Source organism: Anaerocolumna sedimenticola (assembly GCF_009931695.1).
Classification (GTDB): Bacteria; Bacillota; Clostridia; order Lachnospirales; family Lachnospiraceae; genus Anaerocolumna; species Anaerocolumna sedimenticola.
This window is the reverse complement of sequence record NZ_CP048000.1, coordinates 866,873-882,380: the sequence shown is the minus strand read 5'-3', so window position 1 is coordinate 882,380 and position 15,508 is coordinate 866,873. Positions and strand designations below refer to the sequence as shown.

General features: G+C 37.4%; 12 protein-coding genes. All 12 read left to right on the top strand.

The features are described 5' to 3' along the window. Window positions 1-377: 377 nt before the first annotated feature. Complete coding sequence (gene nrdJ, locus Ana3638_RS03870) at window positions 378-2,468, top strand: ribonucleoside-triphosphate reductase, adenosylcobalamin-dependent (RefSeq protein WP_161836862.1); 2,091 nt, start codon at window positions 378-380, stop codon at window positions 2,466-2,468. A gap of 224 nt (window positions 2,469-2,692) precedes the next feature. Further along, the gene (rpsL, locus tag Ana3638_RS03865; protein ID WP_161836861.1) at window positions 2,693-3,112 is read left to right on the top strand and encodes a 30S ribosomal protein S12; all 420 of its coding nucleotides are present in this window, start codon (window positions 2,693-2,695) and stop codon (window positions 3,110-3,112) included. A gap of 270 nt (window positions 3,113-3,382) precedes the next feature. After that, the gene (gene rpsG, locus Ana3638_RS03860; protein ID WP_202621563.1) at window positions 3,383-3,853 is read left to right on the top strand and encodes a 30S ribosomal protein S7; all 471 of its coding nucleotides are present in this window, start codon (window positions 3,383-3,385) and stop codon (window positions 3,851-3,853) included. A 180-nt stretch (window positions 3,854-4,033) separates the two neighbouring features. After that, window positions 4,034-6,154: an elongation factor G gene (gene fusA, locus Ana3638_RS03855; RefSeq protein ID WP_161836860.1), complete on the top strand. Its 2,121-nt coding sequence runs from the start codon at window positions 4,034-4,036 to the stop codon at window positions 6,152-6,154. A gap of 285 nt (window positions 6,155-6,439) precedes the next feature. Further along, window positions 6,440-7,633, top strand: a complete 1,194-nt coding sequence (gene tuf / locus Ana3638_RS03850; protein WP_161836859.1) for an elongation factor Tu — start codon at window positions 6,440-6,442, stop codon at window positions 7,631-7,633. 487 nt (window positions 7,634-8,120) lie between these two features. Continuing rightward, on the top strand, window positions 8,121-9,110 hold the full coding sequence (mreB, locus tag Ana3638_RS03845) for a rod shape-determining protein (protein WP_161836858.1): 990 nt from the start codon (window positions 8,121-8,123) through the stop codon (window positions 9,108-9,110). 73 nt (window positions 9,111-9,183) lie between these two features. Beyond that, window positions 9,184-9,957, top strand: coding sequence for a flagellar basal-body rod protein FlgF (gene flgF / locus Ana3638_RS03840; protein WP_161836857.1), 774 nt, complete (start codon window positions 9,184-9,186; stop codon window positions 9,955-9,957). Between the two features lie 31 nt (window positions 9,958-9,988). Further along, window positions 9,989-10,804, top strand: coding sequence for a flagellar basal-body rod protein FlgG (gene flgG, locus Ana3638_RS03835; RefSeq protein WP_161836856.1), 816 nt, complete (start codon window positions 9,989-9,991; stop codon window positions 10,802-10,804). Between the two features lie 12 nt (window positions 10,805-10,816). After that, window positions 10,817-11,152 (top strand): rod-binding protein, encoded by a 336-nt coding sequence (locus Ana3638_RS03830; RefSeq protein ID WP_161836855.1) that lies wholly within the window; start codon window positions 10,817-10,819, stop codon window positions 11,150-11,152. A 242-nt stretch (window positions 11,153-11,394) separates the two neighbouring features. Continuing rightward, window positions 11,395-13,617, top strand: a complete 2,223-nt coding sequence (gene recD2 / locus Ana3638_RS03825; protein WP_161836854.1) for an SF1B family DNA helicase RecD2 — start codon at window positions 11,395-11,397, stop codon at window positions 13,615-13,617. 213 nt (window positions 13,618-13,830) lie between these two features. Continuing rightward, window positions 13,831-14,739, top strand: coding sequence for a nucleotidyltransferase family protein (locus Ana3638_RS03820; RefSeq protein ID WP_161836853.1), 909 nt, complete (start codon window positions 13,831-13,833; stop codon window positions 14,737-14,739). A 44-nt stretch (window positions 14,740-14,783) separates the two neighbouring features. Beyond that, complete coding sequence (locus Ana3638_RS03815; RefSeq protein ID WP_246240769.1) at window positions 14,784-15,506, top strand: ComF family protein; 723 nt, start codon at window positions 14,784-14,786, stop codon at window positions 15,504-15,506. The last annotated feature ends 2 nt before the right edge of the window (window positions 15,507-15,508 follow it).

Below are 15,508 nucleotides of genomic sequence, written 5' to 3'. Positions count from 1 at the left end.
TACGAAAAGAAAAAAGAGCTAAATCATAAAAAGTAATACGAAAAGAAAAAATAATATGAAATGATAAATCATGCCAAATTATAAAAAATTGATACAAATAATGTAAAAAAGTAGAAGAAAAATAATAAAAAAGTAATAATAAAACAGATGGATATGTAAGCCATCAAATCAGTTATTGACATACATATAGTATTGATATATAATATGTAACACAATATATAGTACATATACCTATTAAGTGAATAAAATTCAAGATTGAAATCAAAGGCTTTTTCGGACCGGGATTTGTACCATATAATAATAATCAGAGTATTTTTCAGAGGAAGTATTCATAATAGGATAGGAATATTTTTTCTGAATCGATCGGAGGAATAAGTATGGCAGGTTTATTAACGGAACAATTTTTAAATAAATATAAAAATCAAAAAGCACCATTAAGTCCAATTGGGGAGTTTGTGTATCTACGAACTTATTCCCGTTATATAGAAGATAAGAAAAGAAGAGAAAACTGGTTTGAAACCGTATTAAGAACAACGGAGTACAATATAGACTTAGGAATACAATATAAAAAGAATCTGGGTATATCCATAGACCCCATAGAAGAACAAAACGAAGCGGAGCAATTATTTGATAATCTTTATAATTTGAGAACATTTACCTCCGGACGAACTTTATATATGGGAGGGACCGAAATTGTAAAGGAATATCCTCTATCGAATTACAACTGCTGTTTTACCATGATTGAGAGCCTGTGTGATTTTGTGGATGTTTTTTATCTGCTTATGTTAGGCTGTGGAGTCGGTATTCGTATTGACAAAAATTTAATCGCCAAGATGCCTTATGTCCGAACGGTAAAACTGGAGGGAATCTATCTCGAAAATATTCGTAAAGAAACTAAGAAAGAGCTAATGGAGAATACGGTTTTGGATATAAACCGTGATAATCCGCATATTGCGAGGATTAAAGTAGGTGACAGTAAAGAAGGCTGGTGTAATGCTCTTGAGATTTATTTTAAATTAATTACGGAAAAGAAATATGATGGTATAGATACGATTATCATTGATTACAGTTATGTAAGGCCGGAGGGTGAGAGGTTACGCCGGTTTGGAGGCAGAGCTTCCGGTCATAAGTCATTAAAAAGAATGTTTGAAAAGATAAATAAGGTAATACTTAATAATGACGATAATAAATTAAAGTCCATCGATGTTCTGGATATAGCCACCATAATCAGTGAAAATGTAGTGTCCGGCGGTGTCAGACGCAGTGCTATGATGATTATTTGTGAAGAAGATGAAGAAGAGGTTATTAACGCTAAAAAGGATATCTATACTGTTATTGATGGCAATTGGGTTGAAAATACCGATATATCCCACCGTAAAATGAGCAATAATTCTGTTCTTTATTCTGGGAGGCCGTCTCTTACGAGAATTAAAGAAATGCTCCATTCCATCCGGATTAACGGGGAGCCGGGATTCATTAATGGAGCGGAGGCCAAACGTAGAAAAGGTACTTTTGAGGGGTTGAATCCATGTGGTGAAATTCTGTTAAAATCCAAACAATGCTGTAACCTTACTACCAATAATCTTCTTTCTTTTGTGAATGATGAGGATGAACTAGAACTTAAGAAGCTGGAGGAAGTCCTTAAATTATCAACACGGGTTGCAATTCGTATGACACTGGTTGAAGTAGAACTACCTGATTGGAATCAGGTAATGAAAGAAGACAGAATTGTTGGAATATCTTTAACCGGTATTATGGATATGGTGAACAAAACCAAGATGACTTATGAAGAACTTGGTACACTCCTAAGACATTTACGAGAGGTAGTTCATATGGAGGGAAAACGATACTGTGATATCCTTAAAATCTCCGTACCTAAACTTATGACTACAATAAAACCGGAGGGTACTTTATCCACTTTACCTTGTGTAAGCAGCGGAATACATTTTGCACATTCCAACTATTTTATTAGAAGAATCCGAATTGCCACATCGGATCCTCTATATAAAATGATTGAAAAGCAAGGCTGTTATCCTATCTATAATGAAGTAGGGCAAAGGGACGAAGACTGTACCATTAAGGTAATTGAATTCCCGGTAAAAGCACCGGAGGGCAAAACAAAATATGACGTAGGGGCTATAGAACAACTTGAATTATACAAATTATCCATGTTAAGCTGGACGGATCATAATACCTCCATTACCGTTCATGTAAGGGAAAATGAATGGGATGATGTTGCAGAATGGTTATATGAAAACTTTGACTATGGTGTTGGGGTTACGTTCCTTCCGTTATATGAGGAAACCTATCCCCTGCTTCCATTTGAAAGGACTACCAAAGAAGATTATGAAAACCGACTAAGTAAAATAAAACCAATCGATTATGATTTATTGGCACAGTTTGATGTAAATGAGACCCAGGACCTGATAGACGGAGATTGTTATAACGGCTTCTGCCCGATCAGATAGAATTTTCAATCATACCTTGGGGTCTTCCTGCAATCGGATTATCCAATATATGCAGTAACAGCCGAAAACTGTGAAGATTTTACTGATAACCCTTGACAAGATTTAAAATATAAAGTATAATCAGTAAGCGCGATTTTATATGGCGCAGATATTTGTGTGCATTGAATGCAAAGAAACGTTAGGCAGCCCAAGTAATTCGAATAATAATCAGGAGGTGAAAATTAATGCCTACATTTAATCAATTAGTTAGAAAAGGTAGAAAGACAATTGAGAAGAAATCTACTTCTCCAGCTCTTCAAAAAGGATTTAACTCCTTAAATAAGAGATCTACTGATAGTTCAGCACCACAAAAAAGAGGTGTTTGTACAGCGGTTAGAACAGCTACACCTAAGAAGCCTAATTCAGCTCTTAGAAAAATTGCCAGAGTTCGTCTTTCTAACGGAATCGAAGTAACAAGCTATATCCCAGGTGAAGGACATAACCTTCAAGAGCATAGTGTTGTTCTGATCAGAGGTGGTAGAGTTAAGGATTTACCTGGTACTCGTTATCACATTGTCAGAGGTACACTTGATACAGCAGGTGTTGCTAAGAGAAGACAGGCTCGTTCCAAATACGGAGCAAAGAGACCGAAAGCAGGTAAATAATTCAAGGTTTTTTCACTAATCATTAAGTGCCGGGTTAATTTTTAATTTCAGATTTCAGATAAAATTTTTGGGTTGCATTTTATCACCGACTTATAAGAAACTTGTTTCCCTGTAGACGGAATAGATTTGAAAGAGAGTTAAACTGAGCGCGAACACAATGAAAGTACGGGTTTAACCCTGTACTGCCCCTAATGGTGGGGATATGTGAGTACCGATGATTTAAGAAAATCTTATTGAAATTCGATAAGGATTATTAAGGAGGGAAGAAACGTGCCACGTAAAGGACATATACAAAAAAGAGATGTATTAGCAGATCCGATTTACAACAGCAAAATCGTTACCAAGCTTATTAACAACGTTATGCTTGACGGTAAGAAAGGTACTGCACAGAAGATCGTATACGGAGCATTTGACAGAGTAGCTGCTAAAACTGGTAAAGAAGCAATTGAAGTTTTTGAAGAAGCTATGAACAATATCATGCCGGTATTGGAAGTTAAAGCAAGACGTATCGGTGGTGCAACATACCAGGTACCAATCGAAGTTAGACCGGACAGAAGACAAGCGTTAGCTCTTCGTTGGCTTACACTTTATTCTCGTAAAAGAGGAGAAAAGACAATGGAAGAAAAATTAGCTAACGAGCTTATGGATGCAGCTAACAATACTGGATCCGCTGTTAAGAAAAAAGAAGATATGCATAAGATGGCAGATGCAAATAAAGCGTTTGCACATTATCGCTGGTAAGATAAATATAGATAATAACATTACTTCTGGTAGTAATCATACATTTGGTATAATTACTGCCTTTAGTGGTATATTATCAAAAGCAGCTATCTTTTAACATTTTACAATGTAATTATTGATATAACCTGTTTATCAAATTTGATCGAATGGGTGAACCACTTGAATTAAGGAGGAATTTCCTTGGCTGGAAGAGAATATCCATTAGAGAGAACTAGGAATATCGGTATTATGGCTCATATTGATGCCGGTAAGACAACACTTACCGAACGTATCTTATATTATACCGGTGTAAACTATAAAATCGGTGATACTCATGAAGGTACTGCGACCATGGACTGGATGGAGCAGGAACAGGAAAGAGGTATCACAATTACTTCAGCCGCTACAACCTGTCACTGGACTCAGGAATTCGAACATAAGAAGATTCCTGGTGCTTTAGAACATCGTATCAATATTATTGATACACCGGGACACGTTGACTTCACTGTAGAAGTTGAACGTTCCTTACGTGTACTTGATAGTGCAGTTGGTGTATTCTGCGCAAAGGGTGGTGTTGAACCTCAATCCGAGACAGTATGGCGTCAGGCTGATAAATACAATGTACCAAGAATGGCATTTGTTAATAAAATGGACATTTCAGGTGCAGATTTCTACAACGTTGTAAGCATGATCAGAACTAGATTAGGTAAGACTCCTGTGCCGATCCAATTACCAATCGGTAAGGAAGACACATTTATCGGTGTTATTGATTTGTTTGAAATGAAAGCTTATTATTACAATGATGATAAGGGCGAAGACATTTCAATCAGAGAGATTCCGGATGATATGAAGGAATTAGCTGATAAATACAGAGCAGAAATGATTGAATTAATCTGTGAAACAGATGATGAATTAATCGAAAAATTCTTAGAAGGTGAAGAACCTACTACAGAAGAATTAAAAGCAGCTCTTAGAAGAGCTACCATAGATGTTAAACTTATCCCTGTAACCTGCGGTTCCGCATACAGGAATAAGGGTGTTCAGAAGTTATTGGATGCAGTTATCGAATACATGCCTGCACCAACTGATATTCCTGATATCAAAGGTGTTGATGATGAAGGTAATGAAGTTCACAGAAAATCTTCTGATGAAGAACCTTTTGCAGCATTGGCATTTAAAATTATGGCCGATCCTTTCGTAGGAAAGCTTGCTTTCTTCCGTGTTTACTCCGGTACATTAAACTCCGGTTCTTATGTACTTAACTCAACAAAAGGCAAGAAAGAACGTGTTGGCCGTATCTTACAGATGCATGCGAATAAGAGAGAAGATCTTGAAAAAGTATATTCAGGAGATATTGCAGCAGCAGTTGGTTTTAAAACCACAACAACCGGTGATACCATCTGTGATGAAAAATTCCCTGTAATACTTGAATCCATGGAATTCCCTGAACCGGTTATCGAAGTATCTATTGAACCTAAGACAAAAGCAGGTCAGGATAAAATGGGTGAAGCTCTTGCAAAACTTGCAGAAGAAGATCCTACTTTCAGATGTTATACCAACGAAGAAACAGGTCAGACTATTATTGCCGGTATGGGTGAGCTTCACCTTGAAATTATCGTAGACAGACTTTTAAGAGAATTCAAAGTAGAAGCTAATGTAGGTGCACCTCAGGTTGCTTACAAAGAATCCTTTACAAAGGCAGTTGAAGTTGATAGCAAATATGCTAAACAATCCGGTGGTCGTGGACAATACGGACACTGTAAAGTTAGATTTGAGCCTATGGATGCAAACGCAGAGAAAACATTCGAATTCGTATCAACCGTTGTTGGTGGTGCTATTCCTAAGGAATACATCCCTGCAGTTGGTGCCGGTATCGAAGAAGCTTCCAAAGCAGGTATCCTTGGCGGATATCCGGTTCTTGGTATTAAAGCTACTGTTTATGACGGTTCTTACCATGAAGTCGATTCCAACGAAATGGCATTCAAGATTGCCGGTTCCATGGCATTTAAAGATGCGATGCACAAGGCAGGCGCAGTTCTCCTTGAGCCAATCATGAGAGTTGAAGTTACTGTACCGGATGATTATATGGGTGATGTTATCGGTGATATCAGTTCACGTCGTGGACGTATCGAAGGATCCGAAGATATTAACGGAACCAAATTAATCAGAGGTTTTGTTCCTTTGTCTGAAATGTTCGGTTATTCAACCGCTCTTCGTTCCAGAACTCAGGGCCGTGGTGCTTACTCCATGTTCTTCTCAAGCTACGAACCAGTTCCTAAGAATGTACAGGAAAAAGTATTAGCAGCTAAAGGTAAAAACTAATGTAACTATTCAGTCAGTCCGAGAAAAAAGCATATAAAATGCTTTGATAGAATTTTCGAGTTGTTCGCGAGAACCGATGTGACTGGAAATCACAAACTAATGAATTCATTCTTTGTTTAAAATGAATAATACGCAAAAAGTTTGCGCGATTCATTATTTTAGCTTGAAAATATTTCTAAATTGAAATATAATTAGGCATATAAGACAAACCAAATAGCCCAAAACGGGCAATGCAAATAAGCACATGCTTATCGAAAGCATTTAATTAAAGGAGGACTTTATAAAATGGCTAAAGCTAAGTTCGAAAGAACCAAACCACATTGTAATATCGGAACCATTGGTCACGTAGATCATGGTAAAACTACATTAACAGCAGCGATTACTAAGACTCTTCATGAAAGATTAGGTACAGGCCAAGAAGTTGCATTCGACCAGATCGATAAGGCACCGGAAGAAAGAGAAAGAGGTATCACAATCTCTACTGCTCACGTTGAGTATGAATCAAAGAACAGACATTATGCTCACGTTGACTGCCCAGGACATGCCGATTACGTTAAGAACATGATCACAGGAGCTGCTCAGATGGATGGAGCTATCCTTGTTGTTGCTGCTACAGACGGTGTTATGGCTCAGACAAAAGAGCACATCTTATTATCCCGTCAGGTAGGTGTTCCTTATATCGTTGTATTTATGAACAAATGTGATATGGTTGATGATCCTGAACTTCTTGAATTAGTTGAAATGGAAATCAGAGACTTATTAACTGAATATGAATTCCCTGGCGATGATACACCAATCATCCAAGGTTCTGCTCTTAAAGCTCTTGAAGATCCTAAAGGAGAATGGGGCGATAAAATTATCGAATTATTTGACGCTGTTGACTCTTGGATTCCAGATCCTCAAAGAGAAACAGATAAACCTTTCTTAATGCCAGTAGAAGACGTTTTCTCCATTACAGGTCGTGGTACTGTTGCTACAGGCCGTGTTGAACGTGGTGTTCTTCATGTATCTGAAGAAGTTGAAATCGTTGGTATTAAAGAAGAAACTCGTAAAGTAGTTGTAACCGGTATCGAAATGTTCCGTAAACTTCTTGATGAAGCTCAGGCTGGTGATAACATCGGTGCACTTTTACGTGGTGTTCAAAGAAACGAAATCGAAAGAGGACAGGTTCTTTGCAAACCAGGCACAATCAAATGCCACAAGAAATTTACTGCTCAGGTTTACGTATTAACAAAAGATGAAGGTGGACGTCATACTCCTTTCTTCAACAACTACAGACCACAGTTCTATTTCAGAACAACTGACGTAACTGGTGTTTGTAATCTTCCAGAAGGCGTAGAAATGTGTATGCCTGGCGACAATATCGAAATGACAATCGAATTAATTCATCCTATCGCTATGGAGCAAGGTTTAGGCTTCGCTATCCGTGAAGGTGGTAGAACAGTTGGTTCAGGTAAAGTTGCTACTATTATTGCATAATTTTGCATAAATAAAATATTACCCCAAACTTTTAGGAATAAAAGTTTGGGGTTTTTTATTTCCGTGAAAGCAAAGTGAGAATTAGCAAGCTTGCTTGCAATAGTTCGAACGTGCACGCGAACCGCAGAAACTCGTAAAGCGTGTTTCTTCCGGTTTCCGTGAAAGTGTCTGTATAATTGCACTTTATTCGAAATTTTCCGCTGTCTAATTAAATTTAAACAATTTCTTAAGTCTTTCTTAAAAATAGTCTAAATAGATATTTTTTTAAAAATTTCCTTTGAAATATTCCAAAAATATGTATATAATATAATCAAGTATGTTTAATTGACAGCGTATTGGAAAAAATTAGATTATACAATACAGAGTAAAGGCTGGAAGATGTCGTAATAATGACATTTGTACAAATGAATAGAATAAAAGTCCGTAACACATCATATTGGGCCAGAGTTACGGGCAGAATATGATTAGGAAGTGAAAGGAGATAATTATGTTAGGCAGTGATATAGGAATTGATTTGGGAACAGCTAGTGTTTTGGTTTATATAAAAGGTAAAGGTGTTGTATTAAAGGAGCCATCCGTTGTTGCTTTTGACAGAGACACCAATAAAATTAAAGCGATCGGAGAAGAAGCAAGATTAATGCTTGGTAGAACTCCGGGTAATATAGTTGCAGTGCGTCCGTTAAGGCAGGGTGTAATTTCTGATTATACCGTAACCGAGAAGATGCTTAAGTATTTTATACAGAAAGCAGTTGGAAAACAGCGTTTTCGTAAGCCAAGAATCAGTGTTTGCGTTCCAAGCGGTGTTACTGAAGTAGAGAAGAAAGCAGTAGAAGATGCAACCTATCAGGCAGGCGCAAGAGAAGTTGCAATCATTGAAGAGCCTATTGCAGCCGCTATCGGTGCAGGAATCGATATTTCCAGACCCTGCGGTAATATGATCGTAGATATCGGGGGCGGAACTTCCGATATTGCAGTTATCTCATTAGGCGGTACAGTAGTAAGTACTTCCATTAAAATAGCGGGGGACGATTTTGATGAAGCAATTGTAAGATATATGCGTAAAAAACATAATCTTTTAATTGGTGAAAGAACAGCAGAAGATATTAAGATTAAAATAGGTTCCGCATATAAACGTCCGGAAGTAGTAACTATGGATGTAAGGGGACGTAACTTAGTTACCGGTCTTCCTAAAACCATAACAGTTACTTCTGATGAAACAGAAGAGGCCTTAAAAGAAACTACTTCTCAGATCGTGGAAGCGGTACACAGTGTACTTGAGAAAACTCCGCCGGAATTAGCAGCGGATATCGCTGACCGTGGTATCGTGTTAACAGGCGGCGGCTGTTTGCTTTACGGACTGGAAGAATTAATAGAATCCAAGACAGGAATTAATACCATGACAGCAGAAGATCCAATGACTGCCGTAGCAATTGGTACAGGAAAATTTGTAGAGTTCTTAAGTGGAAAGAGAGATTAGCCGATATATAGGTTATGACATAAGATAAAGACAACTTTATAAACCCAAAGTGACGGGGAGATAGGAGTAAAGTATGGTAAGAGGTCTGTATACGGCATGGACAGGAATGGCTAATGAACAAAAAAGACTGGATATTATATCTAATAACCTTGCTAATGCAGCGACGATTGGTTATAAAAAAGATAATGTTACCAATCAGTCTTTTGATAATTTATTAACCCTAAAAATCAAAGATTCGTCCGAACAATATAATGACAAAGCGATAGGTAAAATGAGCCTTGGAGTGAAGTTGGGTGAAGTTTATACTAATTATGGACAAGGCTCTTTCAGACAAACCGGCAACCCATATGACCTGGCAATCGAAGGAAAAGGATTTTTTAATATTTCCACGAAAGATAAGGATGGAAATGAAGTCATTAAATATACCAGGGATGGTTCCTTTACCATGAACCAGGATGGAAAACTGGTGGATGCTAATGGTAATACTTTGGTAGGTGAGAGCGGAGAGCTTGCAATTCCGGTTAATACAGCGAATGTAACAATCGATGCAGATGGTTCCGTATATGCAGATGGTGTTTATATTGATAAAGTCATAACGACTGATTTTGAGGATTATAACTACCTGCAGAAACAAGGTGACAGTATGTATGTAGCTCTTGAGGGAGCGAATGAAACAACAGGGACATCTAAAATCAGACAAGGATATACCGAACAGTCCAATGTAAATGTTGTTTCCGAGATGGTTGATATGATCGCTGTCACTAGAGCTTATGAAGCAAATCAAAAAGTGATTCAGACCGTAGACGGTACTTTGGATCTTGCAGCTAATTCAGTAGGTAAAATATAATTAATTTTCACATAAGAAAGGATATATGCCTATGATGCGTTCATTATGGACAGCCGCTTCCGGTATGATATCACAGCAAACGAATGTAGATACCATTTCGAATAACCTGGCTAATATTAATACAACAGGATATAAAAAAGAAAATGCTCAGTTTAAAACATTGTTATATCAAACGATACAAACAAAATCAACCGATTCCAATGGTGAGGACAAACCCTCAGGAATACAGGTTGGATTAGGAGTAAGGAATTCTGCTATTTTATCCCAGTATACACAAGGTAATTTAAATGAAACTGGAAATGATTTTGATTTCGGTATCCAGGGTAATGGCTTTTTCAGGGTACAGACAAGCGATGGAAGCATTGGTTATACACGAAACGGTGCGTTTGGTCTATCGGTTGGTGCCAATGGAATTACGTTAGCGACAACAGAAGGATATCCTATTCTGGATACGACAGGTGCTCCTATAGTATTGGATTCCAATATTAATACTGCGGATTTGCAAATCGATGAGAGCGGTAACCTGCTATATCCCGATGAGAATGATAAATTACAGCCAATGGGAATTCAAATCAGTCTTGCCCAATTTAATAACCCTGCCGGACTAGAGAAGACTTCCGATAGTATATTAAAAGAAACGGCAGCTTCCGGTACCGCACGATTAGAGAATGAAGATGCTAATCTGAAGAAGAGTGTAATTAAGACGGGATTTTTGGAGGGCTCCAATGTGCAGGCAGTAAATGAGATGGTAGATCTTATTGTTGCACAGAGAGCGTATGAGATGAATTCCAAGTCAATCACTGCAGCAGATGAAATGTTACAGCAGGCTAACAATCTTCGCAGATAACAGGGGTAGAATATGAGTTTTTCAATCGGAAATGATTCCGTATTTACTACTGCTTCCTCCGCACTTAACACCTCGAATAACACCAGCAAACTGGAAGCAAAATTGAATGGTAACATCAAAAACTCTTCGGATCAAGAGTTAATGGATGTTTGCAAGAGTTTTGAATCTTATTTCGTTGAGCAGGTGTTCAAAGAAATGAAGAAAACAGTTCCGAAAAATGAAGAAGATAATGAATATCTTGATTATTTCGGAGACAGGCTTTATCAGGAATATGCGGATGAAGTAACAAATAGCGGAGATTTAGGTATTGCACAGCTGCTTTACGAATCCATGAAAAGAAATAAATAAAATACATAAATAGTCTTTATATAGCAATACGCCTAGAAATATGACTAACCTATATTAATTTTTACTTATAACTGAGATTTTACGCTGTTATGAAATCTCTGTTTATAGCAGATATATAGGTTCAGGCTTTCCTTCTAGGCGTTATTGTTACTGTGATGGAAGCTAAATTGCAGCAGAATGGTAATTACGGTTATCTGGCAAGGGGATTAGTTTTTAGAGCAGGATAAGGAGGTGGGAATAAATTGTCTGAAGTTTTAGAAGGGTATGTAGATAAGATTGTATTTAGGAATGCTGAGAATGGATATACGGTTTTAACTTTGGTAAACGATGATGTAGAAATGACCTGTGTCGGAACATTTACTTTTATAAGCGAGGGTGAATTTATTCGTGCCACCGGAAATTACACTGCGCATCAGTTGTATGGTGAGCAATTCCAGGTTCAGAGTTATGAATTTATGGAGCCGGAAGATTTGCAGTCTATGGAGAGATATTTAGGTTCCGGTGCAATCAAAGGGATTGGCAATGCACTGGCTGCCCGAATTGTAAGAAAGTTTAAAAAGGATACATTCCGTATCATTGAAGAGGAACCGGAACGGTTGGCCGAAGTAAAAGGAATCAGCGAGAATATGGCAAGGGAAATTGCCAAACAGTTTGATGATAAAAAAGACATGCGGGGAGCTATGTTATTTCTTCAGCAATTTGGTATTACTACTGCTCTGGCAGTTAAAATATATAAAGAATACGGCGCCAAAATGTATCAGATTGTAAAAGAAAATCCCTACAAGCTGGCAGAGGATATAAGCGGAATCGGATTTAAACTTGCGGATGAGATTGCTGCAAAAATAGGTATCGGAACAGACTCTGATTATCGTATGAAAGCTGGTATTTTATATACCTTGCTCCAGGCAAGTACTGCCGGACATGTATATTTACCGGAAGATGTGTTAGCAGCCAGAACAGCAGAACTTCTGGGGGTTGATGTAAGGGGAATCGAACATCATATTATAGACCTGGCTATGGATAAAAAGCTAATGATCCGGGAAAGTGAGGGTTATAAACAGATCTATGGTGCCAGCTTATTTTATCTGGAATTAAATTCTGCCAAGATGCTTTGTGATTTGAATATTAAATATGATTTACCATTAATAGAAATTGATTATCGATTAAAAGCTGTTGAAAAACAGTTTCAGATAGAATTAGATGAAATGCAGCGTACTGCGGTAATAGAAGCTGCCAGAAATGGGCTCTTGGTAGTGACAGGAGGTCCCGGTACCGGTAAAACAACTACGATTAACGCTATTATCCGTTTTTTTGAAGCGGAAGGAATGGATATCTTATTAGCTGCACCGACAGGAAGAGCCGCTAAGCGTATGACGGAAACTACCGGTTATGAAGCAAGAACCATACATCGGTTGTTGGAAATCTCAAAAATGTCCGGTGATATGGACAATAAATTAATTTTTGAGAGAAATGAAGGAAATCCGCTGGAAACGGATGTTATTATCATCGATGAGATGTCCATGGTGGATATTAGTATTATGTATGCATTACTGCGTGCGATTACCGTTGGTACCAGATTAATTCTGGTTGGGGATGTCAATCAGCTTCCCTCCGTAGGTCCAGGTAATGTATTGAAGGACATTATTAATTCCCATCAATTTAACGTGGTTAAATTGACAAAAATTTTCAGACAGGCGACGGAAAGTGATATTATTGTTAATGCCCATAAAATCAATGCAGGAGAACGTATTAATCTGGATAATAAAAGCAAGGATTTCTTCTTATTGAAACGGGATGATGTAACCGTAATCATTCAGGTAATTGTTGCTCTGGTACGCGATAAAATGCCTAAATATGTTAATGCGACTTCTTTTGATATTCAGGTATTAACGCCCATGAGAAAAGGGGAATTAGGAGTGGAACGGTTAAATCAGGTGTTACAGCAATTTCTTAATCCTCCCTCACCGGATAAAAAAGAGAAAGAATTTCATAACTGCATTTTCAGAGAAGGGGATAAGGTTATGCAGATAAAAAATAATTATCAGCTGACCTGGGAGATAAAGAGCAGATATGGAATTACTACGGAAAATGGTACAGGAATTTTTAATGGTGATACGGGAATTATAAAAGAGATAAATTTATTTGCCGAGCAGGTAACGGTAGAGTTCGATGAGGGCAGAATGGTTGAATATACGTTTAGCCAGTTGGAAGAATTGGAATTGGCTTATGCGATTACCATCCATAAGTCACAGGGAAGCGAGTACCCGGCAGTCGTTATGCCTTTATTAACCGGTCCCAGAATGCTGCTTAATCGGAACCTTTTATATACAGCAGTCACCAGAGCCAAAAATTGTGTTACCATTGTCGGCAGTCAGGATGTCGTACAGATGATGATAGATAATGAAAGTGAACAGAAAAGATTCTCCGGACTTTCTGAACGGATCAGGGAGTTATATCTGAAATAAGGACAATTTACTGATGCAAAATGTGGAAGTCTGGGTTATAATAAAGATATAAATTTACTTTATTTAGAGAATGTTTTACTTAAAGACAAAGAAGTAATAAAATCCAAAAGGGTAAATGACATAAATAAAATAAGAATATAAACTTATTGGATTTGTACAAAAGATACATTATAATATAGAATTTGTAGATATCGGAAACGAAAGGGGAAAATTATGAAAAAAACTACGTTAGTCATTATGGCGGCAGGCCTGGGAAGCAGATATGGAGGAATCAAACAGTTAGAGCCGGTGGGGCCGAGCGGAGAAATTATAATGGACTATTCCATTTACGATGCCATAAAAGCAGGTTTTAATAAAGTGGTATTTATTATCCGTAAAGACCTGGAACAGGATTTTATAGAAGTTATTGGCAATCGGATCTCTAAAATAATTGAAGTTGAATACGTATTTCAGGAAATGGATAATCTCCCGGCAGGTTTTAGTAAACCGGAAGACAGAACAAAACCCTGGGGAACCGGACAGGCAGTCTTATCCTGCAAAGATGTTGTAAAAGAGCCATTTGCGGTTATTAATGCAGATGATTATTACGGTAAAGAGGCCTTTGTTAAGGTGCATGATTATCTGGCTAATTTAGAATCAAACGATAAGAATAATTTCTGTATGGCTGGTTTTGTATTGGGAAATACCCTAAGTGAAAATGGCACGGTTACCAGAGGAGTTTGTAAGGTTGATGAGAACGGCTTCCTGGTAGATATTGTTGAAACGAGAGAAATCGAGCAAAAGGGAGATATGGCCGTGGCTTCTGACGGCAAAGGCGGTGAAATTGAAATTAATTTAAATAGTGCCGTATCTATGAACATGTGGGGATTTACAACAGGACTTTTTGATGAACTGGAAACAGGTTTCATTACATTCTTAAAGGAACATGGAAGTGAATTAAAATCAGAGTATTTACTTCCTGAGGAAGTCGGAAGATTAGTAAAGGAAGATAAAGCAGTAGTACATGTTTTATCCTCCAATGATAAATGGTTCGGTGTTACCTATAAAGAAGATAAACAAATGGTAGTGGAATCTTTCAGAACTTTAATCAATCAGGGAGTTTATCCGGAAAAATTATTTTAAAACGAGTTGTATAACAGGGGAGAGTATAGCACAGGGGGATAATTTTGTTAGAATCTATCGTTACTATTTTATATCCGCGAAGATGTCCAATTTGCGGTGAAATTGTGGAACCCAGAGGACAGTTGGTATGTCCTCCTTGTAAATTAAAGTTAAAGCCAATCGAAGAACCTCGCTGTAAAAAATGCAGTAAACCCATAGAATCGGAAGAAAGGGAATACTGCTATGACTGCGAGACTAAGAACCATCATTATAGTAAAGGTTATGCTATGTGGGTTTATGACTCATCCATGAAAAAATCCATAGCAGATTTTAAATTTCATGGCAGAAGAGAATATAGTGACTTTTATATTGATGAGATAATTAAACATTATGGTAATGAAATAAAATCAATAGCTCCGGAGGTATTGGTACCGATACCGATACATAAATCGAAGTTAATGCAAAGAGGTTATAATCAGGCAGATATCTTAGCAAAGGGTATTGGTAAAAAACTGAATATAACCGTATTATCCCATCTCCTGCAAAGAGATAAAAAAACGTTGCCTCAAAAACTACTAAATGATAAAGAAAGGTTAAAAAACTTAGAAAAAGCATTTACTTATTCGGCGGAGGAGAGTAATAAGATATTAAAATCGATTCATAGTGTAATGTTAATAGATGATATTTATACCACAGGCAGTACTATTGAAGCCTGTTCGAATATATTGTTACAAAATGGTATAAAAGAAGTTTATTTTCTAAGTATTTGTATTGGTAAAGGATACTAAGG